Origin of the sequence: Methylorubrum podarium (assembly GCF_040270385.1) — a bacterium.
Taxonomy (GTDB): Bacteria; Pseudomonadota; Alphaproteobacteria; order Rhizobiales; family Beijerinckiaceae; genus Methylobacterium; species Methylobacterium podarium.
Window position 1 is genome coordinate 1 of record NZ_JBELQE010000137.1, and the last position, 15,810, is coordinate 15,810.

At 70.0% G+C, this 15,810-nt stretch carries 16 protein-coding genes; 8 read left to right on the plus strand and 8 right to left on the minus strand.

The window, feature by feature from the left end; all coding sequences use genetic code 11:
- Positions 1 to 1,458, plus strand: a 1,458-nt coding sequence (gene recG, locus ABS772_RS26290) for an ATP-dependent DNA helicase RecG (RefSeq protein ID WP_350397639.1), incomplete at its 5' end; no start/stop codon positions are given.
- 285 nt (positions 1,459 to 1,743) lie between these two features.
- The gene (locus ABS772_RS26295; protein ID WP_350397640.1) at positions 1,744 to 2,070 is read left to right on the plus strand and encodes a hypothetical protein; all 327 of its coding nucleotides are present in this window, start codon (positions 1,744 to 1,746) and stop codon (positions 2,068 to 2,070) included.
- 25 nt (positions 2,071 to 2,095) lie between these two features.
- On the opposite strand, the gene ABS772_RS26300 is transcribed toward ABS772_RS26295, so the two are convergent.
- Positions 2,096 to 2,899, minus strand: a complete 804-nt coding sequence (locus tag ABS772_RS26300; RefSeq protein ID WP_350397641.1) for a DUF502 domain-containing protein — start codon at positions 2,897 to 2,899, stop codon at positions 2,096 to 2,098.
- A gap of 211 nt (positions 2,900 to 3,110) precedes the next feature.
- Here ABS772_RS26300 and ABS772_RS26305 point away from each other — a divergent pair, with 211 nt between their 5' ends.
- The gene (locus ABS772_RS26305) at positions 3,111 to 3,545 is read left to right on the plus strand and encodes a GlcG/HbpS family heme-binding protein (protein WP_096487978.1); all 435 of its coding nucleotides are present in this window, start codon (positions 3,111 to 3,113) and stop codon (positions 3,543 to 3,545) included.
- 60 nt (positions 3,546 to 3,605) lie between these two features.
- Here the strand turns inward: ABS772_RS26305 and glmS are convergent, their stop codons facing one another.
- From glmS to ABS772_RS26330, 5 genes are all read right to left on the minus strand, one after another.
- The gene (gene glmS / locus ABS772_RS26310; protein WP_350397642.1) at positions 3,606 to 5,432 is read right to left on the minus strand and encodes a glutamine--fructose-6-phosphate transaminase (isomerizing); all 1,827 of its coding nucleotides are present in this window, start codon (positions 5,430 to 5,432) and stop codon (positions 3,606 to 3,608) included.
- Positions 5,433 to 5,642: 210 nt separating this feature from the next.
- Positions 5,643 to 7,043, minus strand: a complete 1,401-nt coding sequence (gene glmU / locus ABS772_RS26315) for a bifunctional UDP-N-acetylglucosamine diphosphorylase/glucosamine-1-phosphate N-acetyltransferase GlmU (RefSeq protein WP_350397643.1) — start codon at positions 7,041 to 7,043, stop codon at positions 5,643 to 5,645.
- A 253-nt stretch (positions 7,044 to 7,296) separates the two neighbouring features.
- Positions 7,297 to 7,461, minus strand: coding sequence for a hypothetical protein (locus ABS772_RS26320; RefSeq protein ID WP_350397644.1), 165 nt, complete (start codon positions 7,459 to 7,461; stop codon positions 7,297 to 7,299).
- The gene (locus ABS772_RS26325) at positions 7,458 to 7,982 is read right to left on the minus strand and encodes a DUF2243 domain-containing protein (protein ID WP_350397645.1); all 525 of its coding nucleotides are present in this window, start codon (positions 7,980 to 7,982) and stop codon (positions 7,458 to 7,460) included. Before ABS772_RS26325 ends, ABS772_RS26320 begins: the two co-directional genes overlap by 4 nt.
- 11 nt (positions 7,983 to 7,993) lie before the next feature.
- Complete coding sequence (locus tag ABS772_RS26330) at positions 7,994 to 8,893, minus strand: MBL fold metallo-hydrolase (RefSeq protein ID WP_350397646.1); 900 nt, start codon at positions 8,891 to 8,893, stop codon at positions 7,994 to 7,996.
- Positions 8,894 to 9,247: 354 nt separating this feature from the next.
- Here ABS772_RS26330 and ABS772_RS26335 point away from each other — a divergent pair, with 354 nt between their 5' ends.
- Positions 9,248 to 9,982, plus strand: a complete 735-nt coding sequence (locus ABS772_RS26335) for a DUF4336 domain-containing protein (RefSeq protein WP_350397647.1) — start codon at positions 9,248 to 9,250, stop codon at positions 9,980 to 9,982.
- Between the two features lie 10 nt (positions 9,983 to 9,992).
- Here the strand turns inward: ABS772_RS26335 and ABS772_RS26340 are convergent, their stop codons facing one another.
- Positions 9,993 to 10,190 carry a hypothetical protein gene (locus ABS772_RS26340; RefSeq protein WP_238258413.1) on the minus strand — a complete coding sequence of 66 codons (198 nt, stop codon included), beginning with the start codon at positions 10,188 to 10,190 and terminating at the stop codon, positions 9,993 to 9,995.
- A 150-nt stretch (positions 10,191 to 10,340) separates the two neighbouring features.
- The gene (locus ABS772_RS26345) at positions 10,341 to 11,234 is read right to left on the minus strand and encodes a S1 family peptidase (protein WP_350397648.1); all 894 of its coding nucleotides are present in this window, start codon (positions 11,232 to 11,234) and stop codon (positions 10,341 to 10,343) included.
- A 369-nt stretch (positions 11,235 to 11,603) separates the two neighbouring features.
- Here ABS772_RS26345 and ABS772_RS26350 point away from each other — a divergent pair, with 369 nt between their 5' ends.
- From ABS772_RS26350 to ABS772_RS26365, 4 genes are all read left to right on the plus strand, one after another.
- Positions 11,604 to 13,484 (plus strand): methanol/ethanol family PQQ-dependent dehydrogenase, encoded by a 1,881-nt coding sequence (locus ABS772_RS26350; RefSeq protein ID WP_238258417.1) that lies wholly within the window; start codon positions 11,604 to 11,606, stop codon positions 13,482 to 13,484.
- Positions 13,485 to 13,762: 278 nt separating this feature from the next.
- Positions 13,763 to 14,644, plus strand: coding sequence for a methanol oxidation system protein MoxJ (moxJ, locus tag ABS772_RS26355; protein WP_350397649.1), 882 nt, complete (start codon positions 13,763 to 13,765; stop codon positions 14,642 to 14,644).
- Between the two features lie 53 nt (positions 14,645 to 14,697).
- The gene (gene moxG, locus ABS772_RS26360) at positions 14,698 to 15,291 is read left to right on the plus strand and encodes a cytochrome c(L), periplasmic (protein WP_350397650.1); all 594 of its coding nucleotides are present in this window, start codon (positions 14,698 to 14,700) and stop codon (positions 15,289 to 15,291) included.
- Between the two features lie 131 nt (positions 15,292 to 15,422).
- The gene (locus ABS772_RS26365) at positions 15,423 to 15,713 is read left to right on the plus strand and encodes a methanol dehydrogenase [cytochrome c] subunit (RefSeq protein ID WP_238258423.1); all 291 of its coding nucleotides are present in this window, start codon (positions 15,423 to 15,425) and stop codon (positions 15,711 to 15,713) included.
- Positions 15,714 to 15,810 lie beyond the last annotated feature (97 nt).

Genomic DNA, 15,810 nt, shown 5'->3' on the forward strand with positions numbered 1-15,810 from the left:
GTCGAGGGACAGGCCCCGCCCGCCAGCCCCGCCCGCAAGCGCCTCGCCTACGACGAGCTGCTCGCCTCGCAGCTCGCGCTTGCCCTGGTGCGCGCCCGCCAACGGCGGAAGGCCGGCCGGGTCAATGCCGGCGACGGCCATCTGCGAGAGCGCGTCGAGGCCGCTCTGCCCTTCGCACTCACCGGAGCCCAGGCGCGGGCGGTGGAGGAGATCCGCGCCGACATGGCCTCCGAGCGGCGGATGCTGCGCCTGCTCCAGGGCGATGTCGGATCCGGCAAGACGGCGGTGGCCCTGCTCGCCATGGCGCACGCCGTGGAGGCCGGGCGGCAGGCCGCGCTGATGGCCCCGACCGAGATCCTGGCGCGCCAGCACTACGAGCGGCTGGTGCCGCTCGCCGGCGCCATGCGCCTGCGCCTGCTCACCGGCCGCGACCGGGCCGCCGAGCGCCGGGCGACGCTGGCCGATCTCGCCGCGGGCGAGATCGACATCGTGGTCGGCACCCACGCCCTGTTCCAGGAGGCGGTGGCCTTCCGCGATCTCGGCCTCGCGGTGGTGGACGAGCAGCACCGCTTCGGCGTGCACCAGCGCCTTGCCCTCGGCGCCAAGGGCGAGGCGGTGGACATCCTGGTGATGACCGCCACCCCGATCCCGCGCACGCTCGCGCTCACCTTCTTCGGCGACATGGACGTCTCGGTGCTCGACGAGAAGCCCGCCGGGCGCCAGCCGATCAAGACCATCACCATACCGGTGGAGCGCATCGACGAGGTGGTGGACGGGCTGCACCGGGCGCTGGCCGGGGGCGACCGGGTCTACTGGATCTGCCCGCTGGTGGCGGAATCGGAATATGTCGATCTCGCCGCCGCCGCCGAGCGGTTCGAGGATCTCAAGAAGCATTTCGGCGACGCGGTCGGCCTGATCCACGGCAAGATGCCGGGGCCGGAGAAGGATGCGGCGATGGAGGCCTTCGCCGCCGGCCGCACCCGTGTCCTCGTATCGACCACGGTGGTGGAGGTCGGCGTCGACGTGCCGGAGGCCACGATCATGGTGATCGAGCACGCCGAGCGCTTCGGGCTCGCCCAGCTCCACCAGCTCCGCGGCCGGGTCGGGCGCGGTTCGAAGGCCTCCTCCTGCCTGCTGCTCTATCGCGGCCCCCTCGGGCAGGTGGCCAAGGCGCGGCTGGAGATGATGCGCTCGAGCGAGGACGGGTTTCGCATCGCCGAGGAGGATCTGCGCCTGCGCGGCGAGGGCGAGGTGCTCGGCACGCGGCAATCCGGCATGGCCGCCTTCCGGCTCGCGCGGCTGGAGAGCGACGGCGACCTCCTGGAGGCCGCCCGCGACGACGCCCGGCTGATCGTGGAGCGCGACCCACGCCTCCGGAGCGAACGCGGACAAGCGCTGCGGGTGCTGCTCTACCTGTTCGAGCGCGAGGCGGCGATCCGGCTGATCGGGGCAGGGTGAGCCCGCGCGGCCGTTCAGACTCGTTCAGATTCGCACGAATCTGAACGCCCCGTTCAGGAAGCGGAGGTGCTGGAGAAAGCGCGACCGATTGCGGCAACGCTGCGCGTGTCCGCGGCGTTTTTGCAGCAAAATCAATGATTTATTGCGTAATGCTCAAGCTTTGCCCGAAGGCGCAAGCGGGCAGAAATATCGAAAATACCTTGTATCTGCCCCAATTGCCGCTTAACTGGAGATGAACAAACGGCCTCGTAGACCGGGGTGCCACTGGAAAAAAGGAGGATCGCGATGTCGATCGCACCGTTCCAACGCCTGCCGGGTTCCTCCGAGAATTGGGGAGCCGACGCGCTCTCCGTCGAACCCTGGCTCATGCCCATCACGGATCGCGAGATGCGCGACGAGACCACGACGGACGCCCTCGTGAGCGCCGTGCGGCAGTCTTCGCGCCGGTTCTGGATCGCGGCCAACGCGCTGTGCGCGGGCCTCGCCCTGCTCCTGACCGCTCAGATCGCGACGGACTGGTCCTCGCCGGTCGCCCGCCCCGTGACCGGGCATCAGGTCGCCGACGCGACCCCGCCGACGCTGCCGGTCGAGAAGGCCTCGCTGCACCACTGAGGCGAGCGAAGCGTCGAAAGCCGATTCACAGATCAGGGCGCGCCGGTTCCCGGCGCGCCTTTTCCGTTTCCGGAGCCGCCTCGTTCTCCGCCACCTGCGCCTGACGCAGGGAGGCGGCCATGGCGTGGAAGCCGGCCCGCGGATCCTCCGGCTGGATCACGCCCGCCGACATCACGAGCTTGGCCGCGTCGTCGACGCTGATGTTGACCTCCACGATCTCGGCCCGCGGCAGGTAGAAGAAGAAGCCGGTGGTCGGGTTCGGCGCACAGGGCAGGAACACGCCGACATAGTCGTGCCCGCCGCCCTCCTTCGCCTGGAGCGCGCCCTGCACCTCGTTCGCGGCGGGGGCGGAGAGGAACACCACCGACCACGTCCCCTTCACCGGGAACTCCACCAGCCCGACGGTGCGGAAGGAGGTGCCGTTGGCCGAGAACAGCGTCTCGAAGATCTGGCGCAGGCCGCGATAGAGCCCCGAGATCACGGGCGTGCGCGCCAGCAGCACCTCGCCGAACTCCACCACCGAGCGCCCGACGAGGTTGGCGGTGAGGAAGCCGAGCAGGGTCACCGCGACGAAGGCGATGAGGAGGCCGAGGCCGGGAATCGAGAACGGCAGGTAATGGTCCGGCAGGTAGCTCGCCGGCACCAGCGGCTTCACCCAGCCGTCGATCAGGGCGATGAACCACCACGTGATGTAGATCGTGATCGCGAGGGGCCCCGCGACGATCACGCCGGTGAGGAAGTAGGTCCGCAGCCGTCCCCGGGCGCTGACGCGCGTCTTGGACGAGGCGGGTTCCGGAGCGTCCGGAATCGGCGAGAGGGTCGGCGCCACGCATGCACCTCGGGGAGGCGGAACGAGCGGGCGGACGGCTCCATCCCGGCCTCCAACTCTCCGGGCAGAGACCTAGCGGCTGCGCGCGGACGGCTCAAGAGCGGCCGGCGCCGGGAGGCCGATTGAGTGGCGCGCGAGGCAACTTGATCGAGGGCCACCGACACATACCTCGATCCTGGCCACAGCGGCCAAGGTCAAGGGAGAAGACGCGATGCACGTCACCATCGAGCAGGCGGAAAAGGCGATCCAGGCCGCACGCGCGAAGGCCGTCGAACTCGGCACGCAGATGTGCATCGCGGTCGTCGATTCGGGCGGAAACCTGAAGGCCTTCCACCGCATGGACGGGGCCTGGGTCGGCTCCATCGACATCGCCCAGAAGAAGGCCAAGACCGCCGTCTTCTTCGGCATGAAGACCGGGCAGATCGGTTCGCTGTCGCAGCCCGGCGGCTCGCTCTACGGCATCGAGCACTCGAACCAGGGCCTGATCACCTTCCCCGGCGGCATCCCGATCGTCGACGCGGACGGCGAGATGTCGGGCGCCATCGGCGTCAGCGGCTCGTCGGTGGAGAACGACGACGCGGTGGCCCTCGCCGGCGCCAGCGCGATCGGCGACACCGAGCTGCCCGACCACCCCTGGCGCACCTGATTCCGTCGCAGGCGCATCGATCCGCAGGCCGGATCGATGCGCCGCGCGACGGCTGCCGGTTCACTCCACCGTGACGGACTTCGCCAGATTGCGCGGCTGATCGACGTCTTTCCCCATGAAGACGGCGGTGTGGTAGGCGATGAGCTGGACCGGCACCGCGTAGACGATCGGCGCGATCACCGGGTCCACGTCCGGCATGGTCAGCGTCGCCAGCGTGTCGAGACCGGCCGCGGCCGCCCCCTTCGCGTCGCCGACGAGGATGATCTTGCCGCCGCGGGCGGCGACCTCCTGCATGTTCGAGACGGTCTTCTCGAAGATCGCGTCGTGGGGGGCGATCACGATCACCGGCACGCTCTCGTCGATCAGGGCGATCGGACCGTGCTTGAGTTCGCCCGCCGCGTAGCCCTCGGCGTGGATGTAGCTGATTTCCTTGAGCTTCAGCGCGCCTTCGAGCGCCATCGGGTAGCTCGTGCCGCGGCCGAGATAGAGCACGTCGCGGGCCTTGGCGATCTCGCGGGCGAGCCCCTCGACCTCCGCCTCCATCTTGACCGCCTCGGCCATCAGGCCCGGCGCCGTGATGAGCGCGTCGACGACGGCGCGCTCGCGCTCCGCATCGAGCGTGCCGCGGGCGCGGCCGGCGGCGAGGGCGAGGCAGAGCAGCACCGTGAGCTGGCAGGAGAAGGCCTTCGTCGAGGCGACCCCGATCTCGGGGCCGGCGAAGGTCGGCATCACCGCCGAGGATTCGCGGGCGATGGTCGAGGTCGGCACGTTGACCACCGCCAGCGTGTGCTGGCCTTGCGCCTTGGCGTAGCGCAGCGAGGCGAGGGTGTCGGCGGTCTCGCCCGATTGCGAGATCACCAGCGTCAGCCCGTCCCGCTCCAGCGGCGGCTCGCGGTAGCGGGTCTCGGAGGCGACGTCGATCTCGACCGGCAGCCGCGCCAGGGTCTCGAACCAGTACTTGGCGACGAGGCCGGCATAGTAGGCGGTGCCGCAGGCGGTGATCGAGAGGCGCGAGAGCCGGGCGAAGTCGAAGGGCAGGGTCTCCTGCAGGACGACCTGACCGCGCGCCATGTCGATGTAGTGGGCGAGCGTGCGGCCGACGACCTCCGGCTGCTCGTGGATCTCCTTCGCCATGAAGTGGCGGTGGTTGCCCTTGTCGACGAGGAAGGCCTGCGTCGCGATTTTTTGGCGCGGTCGGCGCACCGTGGCACCGGCGAGGTCGCGGATCTCGGCACCGTCGCGGGTCAGGATCGCCCAGTCGCCCTCTTCGAGATAGGTGATCTCGTCGGTGAACGGCGCGAGCGCCAGGGCGTCCGAGCCGAGATAGGTCTCGCCCTGTCCGAAACCGATGGCGAGCGGGGCGCCGTGCCGGGCGCCGATCAGAAAACCGTCCTCGCCCGCGAACAGGAAGGCCAGGGCGAAGGCGCCGTGCAGGCGCGGCAGGGCCGCCTCGACGGCGGCCACGGGGCCGAGCCCCTGCTCCATCAGGTGGCTGACGAGCTGGGCCACGACCTCGGTGTCGGTCTCGCTCTCGAAGCGCGCGCCCGCCGCGACGAGCTCGGCCTTCAGCTCGCGAAAATTCTCGATGATGCCGTTGTGGACCACGGCCAGCCGCTCGGTGGCGTGCGGGTGGGCATTGGTCTCGTTCGGGCGCCCGTGCGTCGCCCAGCGGGTGTGTCCGATGCCGATGACGCCGGGAAGCGGCGCCTCGACCAGCTTGCGCTGGAGGTTCGAGAGCTTGCCCTCGGCCCGGCGGCGATCGAGCCGGCCCCGCTCCAGCGTGGCGACGCCGGCGGAATCGTAGCCGCGGTATTCGAGCCGCCGCAGCGCCTCGACCAGCGCGTCCGCGACCGACTCACGCCCGATGATGCCGACGATTCCGCACATGGCCGATCCTGAAGCCGCCCGATGAGACATGCGCCGTGCCATCCCGCGGGCGGGATGCTCGCCCAGGCTCGGCTTCCTGCGATGCAAGACTGCGACGCAAGAGCCCGACCGGAGGCGCGGCGCGGATGGAAGGGCTTGTACGGATCGCGGCGCGATAAGGCCAGCGCCCGCGGCCGTGCCGCTCCCTCGGCCTTTCCCTGGGCCTTTTCCTCAGCCCTTCTTCGCCGCGCGGGCGGCCTTGGCCGCCTTCAGCGTCTCGCGCAGGGTCTTGGCCGCCCCCTCGCGGTTGGCCTGACGCCCCCGCGCGACGGCGATGGCGTCCGCCGGCACGTCGCGGGTGATGACCGAGCCGGCCCCGACCAATGCGCCCGCGCCGACGCTGACCGGCGCCACCAGCGCCGAGTTGGAGCCGATGAAGGCCCCCTCCCCGATGGTGGTCCGGTGCTTCGACACGCCGTCGTAATTGCAGGTGATGGTGCCCGCGCCGATATTGGCCCCCGCCCCGACCTCGGCGTCGCCGAGATAGGTCAGGTGCGAGGCCTTGGCGCCCGCATGCAGGGTCGCGTTCTTGATCTCGACGAAATTGCCGAGATGGACCCCCGCCTCCAGCACCGCACCGCCGCGCAGGCGCACGTGCGGACCGATATCGACCCCGTCCATCAGCCGCGCATCGTGCAGGTGCGAGAAGGCGCGGATGGTGCAGCCGTCGCCGACGACGACGCCGGGGCCGAACACGCAGTGCGGCTCGACGACGACGTCGCGGCCGAGCACCGTGTCGGCACTGAGGAAGACCGTCTCGGGCGCGACCAGCGTCGCCCCGCCGAGCTGGGCCGCCCGGCGCAGGCGCGCCTGGATCGTGGCCTCGGCGACGGCGAGCTGCACCCGGTCGTTGACGCCCTGCGCCTCCGCCTCCGCCACGGGCACGACCGCGACCGGGAGCCCGTCGGCGACGGCCAGAGCCACCGCGTCGGTGAGGTAGTACTCGCGGTTGGCGTTGTCGTTGCCGATCCGCTCCAGGAGGCCGAGGGCGTGGGCGCCGGAAAGCGCCATCAGCCCGGCATTCGACAGGTTCACGCTCCGCTCGTCCTGCGAGGCGTCCTTCTCCTCGCGGATCGCCAGGACGCGGCCGCCCTCCGTCAGCACGCGGCCGTAGCCGGTGGGGTCGGCGGCCTCGAAGGCCAGCACCGCCACCGCCGCCCCCTCGCGCAGGGGCGCGCGCAGCCGGGCAAAGGTCTCGGCCGTGACCAGCGGCGTGTCGCCGAACGCCACGAGCACGTCCCGCCCCCCCTCCAGGGCCGCGCGGGCGGCGAGCACCGCGTGCGCCGTGCCGAGCCGCTCGGCCTGCGGATGGACGCTGGCGCCGGGCGCCAGCCGCTCGATCTCGCGGACGACGTCCTCGCGGCCCGGCTCGACCACCACGGCGAGGCGGGAGGCCCCCGCCTCCTGCACGGCGGCGAGCACGTGGCCGAGCATGGAGCGGTTGGCCACGGCGTGAAGCACCTTGGGCCGGTCGGAGCGCATCCGCACGCCCTTGCCGGCCGCCAGCACGATCGCGGTGAAGCCGCTCTCCGCCCCTTGTGCCTGCGCCCCTTGGTTCGCGCCTGCCGTCATCGAGATCCGCTTCCTGCCGTCTTTTGAGAGTGCGCCACAAAACGCCCGGTCACCGGCCGCCCTCCCCTCCGGCCGAGACGGCGCAGGGGAGCCACGTGGGAGACACTCAATCGACGGTCCGTTTAACCGATCGGATCGCGGGCGCGAAGGGTGCCGGATGGGAAGGATGGCGGTGTCGTGCGGCACGCGGGCGGCAAGGGCTCGGTCGCGGGAAGCGGGGCGGGGCGGAGCGCGCGCCCGACCTGACGGGCCCTCACCACGGCAGGCAGCGGATCTGCAGCAGATCCTCCACGCTTACCCGGACGCCGAAAGCCAGCGCGCGCCAGGCCGGCATCGTCGCGAGGCCGAGACCCGCGGCGAGGACGAGCCAGGGAAAGGCCCGAACGGAGCCGCGCCGCAGGCCGCCCGCCCGTCTCATCGCGGCCGCGCCTCGGGCGCCGCCCCGCGCCCGCGCCGCAGCAGCCAGAGGCCGCCCAGCAGCATCGCGAGGCCCCAGGCGAGGAAGCCGAGATCCCAGGCGAGCCAGTGCGCCCGATCCACCCGCTCGTTGACGTGGTGCACGCCGAGCCACTGGTGGTCGATCAGCCCCTCGACGAGGTTGAACACGCCCCAGCCGACGAGCAGGCTGCCGACCAGCGCCCGGTTCGACCAGCGCAGATGCCGCCCCCGCGCCCGGCGCCACAGGATGAACAGCCCGATCACGACGAAGACGTAGGTGGCGCTGTGGAAGATCCCGTCCCAGAGCGTGTTGAGCTCGAGGTTCTCGATCGAGGTGATCGGGTACCAGGAGCTGAGCATGTGGTGCCATTGCAGCACCTGATGCAGCACGATGCCGTCGAAGAAACCGCCGAGGCCGAGCCCGAACAGCACGCCCGCCGCGACGGGAAAGTCGGCCCCCTCCGGCGGCGCGGGGGCGCTCGGCTGATCGCGTGCCGCCATCGCCGCCGGCCTCACGGCGAGCGGTAGGCCGAGCCGTCCTCGGCCCGCGCCGGCGTCTCGACGTAGCGGCCCTGATCCGGCACGGCGACGCGCTCGAAGTCTTGGGCGAGCGCGTCGAGGCCGCGGCGCAGCTCCGGCCCCTGGAGGGGACGCCCGTGGCCGGTGATCGCCCGCTCGGGCCCGAGCGCGGCGAGGCTGCGCACGGAGCCGCCCGCCGCCGGCCAGTCGAGGGTCAGATACATCGGCGGGCCGTGCACCTCGGGCGCCTGCATCGCCACGGCATAGGCCGATTCCTGGGCGGTGGTGACGAAGGCGTCGCCGACGATCAGGCTGCGGTCGGCCTCGCGCCAGAACGAGACGTGGCCCGGCGAATGCCCGGGCGTGTGCAGCCAGCGCCAGCCCGGCATCGGCGGCACGCTGCCGTCGGCGGGCAGGAGGCGCAGGCGGGACGACACGTCCACGGGCTTGGTGGGGTAGAGCGGCGCGATGCGCGCCATCAGGCCGCCGCCGACGCTCGGATCCGGCGCCGGGTAGGCGGCGCTGCCGTCGAGATAGGGGCGCTCCAGGCCGTGGGCGTAGACGGGCACGTCCCACTCCTCCGCCAGATCCTCCAGCACGCCGACATGGTCGAAATGGCCGTGGGTCAGCACGATGGCCGCCGGGCGGGCGCCCTCGCCGAAGCGGGCGTCAGCGGCTTCGCGGATCGCGGTTTTCGAGCCCGGAATCCCGGCATCGACGAGGACCCAGTTGCGGTCGCCGGCACCGGGGCTGCCGACGAACACGACGTTGGCCAGGACGAGGCGGCGATAGGCGAGATCGGGCGCGATCGCGTGGGTGCCGTCGTCGCGCTCGGCATCGGCCCGCGGGTCGTCGGCGCGGGCCTGGCGGCTGATCGGGATCTGCTGCGCCACGGCCTTCTCCTGTGCGCGGGTGGGACGGGGATCGGTGAGACGGGGATCGGGGCGCGTTCCGGCCGTGCGGGAACGGTCATCACGGGAAGGCCGGCGCGAAAGCTTTGTTCCCGCCCGGCGCCCGTCCTGCGACAGATCAGAAAAGAGTGCCGCGACGCCTCTTCTCGAAACTTCGCGGGAAAGCCGAGGTTGGATGGCTATAGGCCGCACGGCGATCCGGCCTGTGCGGTCTCGGAGCCATGCACCGCGCCCCCGTCGTTCCGTGCCGGGCTCTCCCCGCCCCTGTCACGCGGCTGCCGGGCGGGGGCGCCATGATGGGCCTCCCGCGAGACCCCTGATTCCGGGCCCGATGCCGTGAGCGATCCGACCTATCCCCCTCTCGACGTGCTCAAGCCGGTGGCGTTCGGCCTCTGGATCGTCGATAGCGGCCCGATCCACGCCGCCGGCCTGCCGCTGCCCGTGCGCATGAGCGTGGTGCGACTCTCCGACGGCGGCATCTGGCTGCACTCGCCGACCCGCTACGACGCGGGTCTGCACCGCGAGATCGAGGCGCTCGGGCCGATCCGCCACCTCGTGGCGCCCAACGTCGCCCACTGGACCTACCTGAAGGAATGGCAGCGCCGTTGCCCGCAGGCCCTGACCTGGGCCGCGCCGAACCTGCGCCAGCGCCGGCCGGTCCGCCGGGCGGGCCTGCGCCTCGACCGGGATCTCGGCGACGAAGTCCCGCCCGAATGGTCCGGCGACCTGACGCAGGTGATCGTGCCCGGCGGCTTCGGATTCCGGGAGGTCGCCTTCTTCCACGCCGCCTCGGCGACGCTGATCCTGACCGATCTCGTGCTGAACCTGGAGCCGGCCAAGCTCCCGCTCTTCCTGCGCCCGCTCATGCGGATCGCCGGGGCGACCGCGCCCGACGGACGGGCGCCGCTCTATCTCCGGCTCGTGGTGCGCCTGCACAAGCGCGAGGCGGCCCGCGCCGCCGCCAAGCTCCTCGCCCTGTCGCCGGAGCGCGTGGTGTTCAGCCACGGCGCCTGGTTCGACCGGAACGGCACGGGCGAACTGCGCCGCTCCCTCCGCTGGCTGCTCGATTGAGCGAAGGCGGTCAGGCGTTGCCCCGCCCGCGGTGATCGGGATCGACCCCGCCCTCCGGCGTGGTCTCGTTCTCGACATCGCCCTCGACGGTGGAATCGCCTCGGATCGCGTCCGGGTCCGTTCCGGTCAGGCCCTTTGATTGGCCGATGCCCGGATTGCCCTTCAGGTCGGCATCGGTCGGCGTGTCCGTCTTCAGATGCTTCGACATACGAATGTCGCCTCCCGGCGTCTCTCGGTGGAGTCCGGGCAACCGGGGTCCGCGGCGGGTGTTCCGAGCCGGTCCCGCCGCCCCGTCGCCGCGGCGGCGGGCTCCGTCCACAGGAATTCCGTTCCTCCCGAGGCGTTTGCGCGCCCCCGCTCACGGCGCCTGCGGCGTCGTGTCCTCCCGCTGCGCCCGGCGCAGGGCGTCGCGCAACGCGCCCTCGATGAGCAGGGCGGAGCCGTAATGGAACTCGATGTCGAAGGCGTGCCGGGAGTTCATGGAGAGCGAGGCGCTCTGCATAGCGACGAGCCGGCCCGCCTCGTCGAACAGCCCCGAGCCCGAGCCGCCGTAGCCGTCGTTGCAATCGTGGCGGGCACGGCGGATGCCGCCTTCCGTCGGCGGATCGATCCGGCGGATCGTGCAGGTCTCCAGGCTGCTGTCGCCGCGGTAGTTCTGGTGACCGCCGGGGGCGACCAGCGTCACGGGCAGCGAGAGGTCGCCCGTCGACAGGTCGGGGTCGGCGTCCGGCACCGGCTGGCGCGGCCCCTCGGCGGGCTGGGCGAGGCGCAGCAGCGCCCAATCGTCGGTGATGTGAAGACGTGTGGCGTCCGCGGCCACGCCGAGGCGCAGGCTCTCGGCGACGAAGTCGTAGTTGCGGCCGCCGATCTGGAAATAGCAGTCGCCGACCGCCCGCGTGGTCTCGAGCTGCCGGTTGCGGAAGTTGTGCGCGTTCAGCATCACGGTCGAGGCCGTGCCGACCAGCCACGCGGCCGCCGCCTTCTGCGGCACCCCGTCCGGGCGGCGGCACCAGAGGACGCCCGCCCCCGGATAGCGCGCCCGGTCGCCGCTCGTCATGTCGCGGCGCCCGTCATGGGGATAGAGCGCGGCGGTCTCGGTCACGTCCCTTGCCGGCGCGCGGGCCGGTGGACCGGCCTCTCGCGGCGGGTGCGTCGCGTCGTCTCCGACCGCGGCGCCGATCCCGGCCCATGCAAACAGGGCGAGTACGCCGCACACCGCCGGAACGCCCCGCGCACGCTGCCCCTGCGCCATGGCCGACACGCCTCCCGCCTGCCGGGCCGCTTCGCGAGGGCCCGTTGACGACAGTGGTGCGACGGGTCCCAGTCCTGGTCAAGACGATGTCCGCAAGTTGCGACACTACGCCTTGTCACTTTTAGAATTGCCTTATCGTCCCGACAAGAAATGTCCGACCAGCTAAAGACATCTCGACCAATCAAAGCCTAGAAATTATAGGCGAAGGGGCGCTAATAAGTCTTTCATAAGACCGCGGCGATCTAAGAATCCTCTTAGTTCCACGATGCGGCACTTCGAAGGACTTCGAAGCGAGCCTGGAACCTCAGAAAAACGTCTGAGAGATACCGCGAGGCCGAAAGGCGAGGCGGTTCAGTGAGGAGACGCAGGATGAGCAGGTTTGTGACATCGGTCTCGGCCCTGGCGATGCTGGCGCTCGCGCCGGCCGCGCTGTCGAGCGCCGCTTACGCCAACGACAAGCTGGTCGAGTTGTCGAAGAGCGACGACAACTGGGTGATGCCCGGCAAGAACTACGACTCGAACAACTATAGCGAACTGAAGCAGATCAACAAAGGCAACGTGAAGCAGCTTCGGCCGTCTTGGACGTTCTCCACCGGTTTGCTGAACGGCCACGAGGGCGCGCCGCTCGTCGTCGACGGCAAGATGTACATCCACACCTCGTTCCCGAACAACACCTTCGCGCTGGGCCTCGACGACCCGGGCACCATCCTGTGGCAGGACAAGCCGAAGCAGAACCCGGCCGCCCGCGCGGTCGCCTGCTGCGACCTCGTCAACCGCGGCCTCGCCTACTGGCCCGGCGACGGCAAGACCCCGGCGCTGATCCTCAAGACCCAGCTCGACGGCAACGTCGCGGCGCTCAACGCCGAGACCGGCGAGACGGTGTGGAAGGTCGAGAACTCCGACATCAAGGTCGGCTCGACGCTGACCATCGCCCCCTACGTCGTGAAGGACAAGGTGATCATCGGCTCCTCGGGCGCCGAGCTCGGCGTGCGCGGCTACCTGACCGCCTACGACGTGAAGACCGGCGAGCAGATCTGGCGCGCCTACGCCACGGGTCCGGACAAGGACCTGCTGCTGGCCTCCGACTTCAACATCAAGAACCCCCATTACGGCCAGAAGGGCCTCGGCACCGGCACCTGGGAGGGCGATGCCTGGAAGATCGGCGGCGGCACCAACTGGGGCTGGTACGCCTACGATCCGGGCACCAACCTGATCTACTTCGGCACCGGCAACCCGGCGCCGTGGAACGAGACCATGCGTCCGGGCGACAACAAGTGGACGATGACGATCTTCGGCCGCGACGCCGACACGGGCGAGGCCAAGTTCGGCTACCAGAAGACCCCGCACGACGAGTGGGACTATGCCGGCGTCAACGTCATGATGCTCTCCGAGCAGAAGGACAAGGACGGCAAGGCCCGCAAGCTGCTGACCCACCCGGACCGCAACGGCATCGTCTACACGCTCGACCGCACCGACGGCGCGCTGGTCTCGGCCAACAAGCTCGACGACACGGTCAACGTGTTCAAGTCGGTCGATCTCAAGACCGGCCAGCCGGTGCGCGATCCCGAGTACGGCACCCGGATGGACCACCTCGCCAAGGACATCTGCCCCTCGGCGATGGGCTACCACAACCAGGGCCACGACTCGTACGATCCGAAGCGTGAACTGTTCTTCATGGGCATCAACCACATCTGCATGGATTGGGAGCCCTTCATGCTTCCCTACCGTGCGGGCCAGTTCTTCGTCGGCGCGACGCTGAACATGTATCCGGGCCCGAAGGGCGACCGTCAGAACTACGAAGGTCTCGGCCAGATCAAGGCGTACAACGCGATCACCGGCGACTATAAGTGGGAGAAGATGGAGCGCTTCGCCGTGTGGGGCGGCACCATGGCGACCGCGGGCGACCTCGTCTTCTACGGCACGCTCGACGGCTACCTGAAGGCGCGCGACTCCGACACGGGTGACCTTCTCTGGAAGTTCAAGATCCCGTCCGGCGCCATCGGCTACCCGATGACCTACAGCCACAAGGGCACGCAGTACGTCGCCATCTACTACGGCGTCGGCGGCTGGCCGGGCGTGGGCCTCGTGTTCGACCTCGCCGACCCGACCGCCGGCCTCGGCGCGGTGGGCGCTTTCAAGAAGCTCGCCAACTACACCCAGATGGGCGGCGGCGTGATCGTGTTCTCGCTCGACGGCAAGGGTCCCTACGACGATCCGAACGTCGGCGAGTGGAAGTCGGCCGCCAAGTAAGGCCGGCCCTTCGACGGACGAACCTCCCCTCCCCCCTCGCGGGGGAGGGACACGGCTGGGGTGGTGCGGGCCCTCGAACGACCCGCGACCGGGTCCGCACCATCCCGCCCCCGCTCTCCGCAGGCTGTTTCCCCTTCACGTGCCGATGCCCCGGCACGGGCGACGATCTGCACGGGAGATGCGTGGGGGGCAGGCCGGGACGATCCCGACAGGGCGTCCGAGCTGAAAGCCTGAGCCCCGCGCCAAGACGTCATAAGAATAATCCAGAGGAAACGAAGATGTCGCTCGTGAACGGACGCCGCCGCGCGGCCGCCTCGGCCGTCGCCCTAACCGCGGCTCTGACGACCCTGTGCGGGGCCGCCCTGGCGCAGGACAAGAAGGCCGCCGAGGCCGCGAAACCCGATGCCGGGACCCTGCGCGTCTGCGCCGCCGAGCAGCCGCCGCTCTCGATGAAGGACGGCTCGGGGCTCGAGAACCGCATCGCCACCGCCGTCGCCGAGGCCATGGGCCGCAAGGCGCAGTTCGTCTGGCTCGGCAAGCCCGCGATCTACCTCGTGCGTGACGGGCTGGAGAAGAAGACCTGCGACGTGGTGGTCGGGCTCGATTCCGACGATCCCCGGGTGCTCACCAGCAAGCCCTATTACCGCTCGGGCTACGTCTTCCTCACCCGCGCCGACAAGGATCTCGACATCAAGTCCTGGTCCGACCCGCGGCTCAAGGACGTGAGCCACATGGTGGTCGGCTTCGGCACGCCCGGCGAGGCGATGCTCAAGGACATCGGCCGCTACGAGGAGGACATGGCCTACCTCTACTCGCTGGTGAATTTCCGCGCGCCCCGGAATCAATACACGCAGATCGACCCGGCCCGGATGGTGAGCGAGGTCGCCACCGGCAAGGCCGAGGTCGGCGTGGCCTTCGGACCCGACGTCGCCCGCTACGTGCGCGATTCCTCGACCAAGCTGCGCATGACCCCGGTGCCCGACGACACCACCCGCAGCGACGGCCAGAAGATGCCGCAGAGCTTCGACCAGTCGATGGGCGTGCGCAAGGACGACACGGCCCTGAAGGCGGAGCTCGACGCCGCGCTGGAGAAGGCCAGGCCGAAGATCGAGGCGATCCTGAAGGAGGAGGGCGTGCCGGTGCTGCCCGTCTCGAACTGATGGATCCGACGAACGGCACGGCGATCAGGACAATGAGGAACAAGACCAAGACGATGACGAAGCGCACAACGATCGGAACCGCCCTTCTGGGCCTCGTGCTCGCCGGCAGCCTCCTTCCCGCCCTCGCCCAGCCCCAGTCCGGCCCGCAGACGGGCGTCGTGTTCCGCAACACGGTGACCGGCGAGACGCTCGACGTGTCCCAGGGCAAGGAGGGCGGCCGCGACACGCCCGCCGTGAAGAAGTTCCTCGAGACCGGCGAGAACCTCTACATCGACGACAAGTCCTGCCTGCGCAACGGCGAGAGCCTGTTCGCGACCTCCTGCTCCGGCTGCCACGGCCACCTCGCCGAGGGCAAGCTCGGGCCGGGCCTCAACGACAATTACTGGACCTATCCCTCGAACACGACCGATGTCGGCCTGTTCGCCACGATCTTCGGCGGCGCCAACGGCATGATGGGTCCGCACAACGAGAACCTGACGCCCGACGAGATGCTGCAGACCATCGCCTGGATCCGGCACCTCTACACGGGGCCGAAGCAGGACGCGGTCTGGCTCAACGACGAGCAGAAGAAGGCCTACACGCCCTACAAGCAGGGCGAAGTCATCCCGAAGGACGCCAAGGGCCAGTGCAAGCCGCTGGAGGAGTGATCCTTTCGGGTTTCGGGCCGGCTTCGACCGGCGCGATCGAGGGGGCGGACCGTGGGACCACGCCGCGCGCGGCGCGGTCCCCGAGAAGAGCAAGCCCCGAAAAGAGCACGTCTCATAAAGTGGAGGAAACCATGAAGACCACTCTCATCGCCGCCGCGGCCGTCGCCCTCGCCGGACTCGCCGCCCCGGCGCTCGCCTATGACGGCACCAAGTGCAAGGCGCCGGGCAATTGCTGGGAGCCGAAGCCCGGCTTCCCGGAAAAGATCGCCGGCTCCAAGTACGATCCCAAGCACGACCCGAAAGAGCTGAACAAGCAGGCCGATTCCATCAAGCAGATGGAAGAGCGCAACAAGAAGCGGGTCGAGAATTTCAAGAAGACCGGCAAGTTCGAGTACGACGTCAGCAAGATCTCGGCGAATTGAGTTTCTTGGCCCCTCCCCCTTGCGGGGAGGGGTTCGGGGTGGGGGTCGTGCAGGTGGCACCGCTCCGCCTCATCCTGAACCACCCCCACCCCTACCC

Coding starts and splice junctions, on each gene's coding strand:
- ABS772_RS26305 (WP_096487978.1), top strand. CDS start 3,111: ATGCACGTCACCATCGAGCAGGCGGAAAAGGCGATCCAGGCCGCACGC.
- ABS772_RS26345 (WP_350397648.1), bottom strand. CDS start 11,234: ATGGCGCAGGGGCAGCGTGCGCGGGGCGTTCCGGCGGTGTGCGGCGTA.
- glmS (WP_350397642.1), bottom strand. CDS start 5,432: ATGTGCGGAATCGTCGGCATCATCGGGCGTGAGTCGGTCGCGGACGCG.
- ABS772_RS26365 (WP_238258423.1), top strand. CDS start 15,423: ATGAAGACCACTCTCATCGCCGCCGCGGCCGTCGCCCTCGCCGGACTC.
- moxJ (WP_350397649.1), top strand. CDS start 13,763: ATGTCGCTCGTGAACGGACGCCGCCGCGCGGCCGCCTCGGCCGTCGCC.
- ABS772_RS26320 (WP_350397644.1), bottom strand. CDS start 7,461: ATGAGACGGGCGGGCGGCCTGCGGCGCGGCTCCGTTCGGGCCTTTCCC.
- glmU (WP_350397643.1), bottom strand. CDS start 7,043: ATGACGGCAGGCGCGAACCAAGGGGCGCAGGCACAAGGGGCGGAGAGC.
- moxG (WP_350397650.1), top strand. CDS start 14,698: ATGACGAAGCGCACAACGATCGGAACCGCCCTTCTGGGCCTCGTGCTC.
- ABS772_RS26350 (WP_238258417.1), top strand. CDS start 11,604: ATGAGCAGGTTTGTGACATCGGTCTCGGCCCTGGCGATGCTGGCGCTC.
- ABS772_RS26325 (WP_350397645.1), bottom strand. CDS start 7,982: ATGGCGGCACGCGATCAGCCGAGCGCCCCCGCGCCGCCGGAGGGGGCC.
- ABS772_RS26295 (WP_350397640.1), top strand. CDS start 1,744: ATGTCGATCGCACCGTTCCAACGCCTGCCGGGTTCCTCCGAGAATTGG.
- ABS772_RS26340 (WP_238258413.1), bottom strand. CDS start 10,190: ATGTCGAAGCATCTGAAGACGGACACGCCGACCGATGCCGACCTGAAG.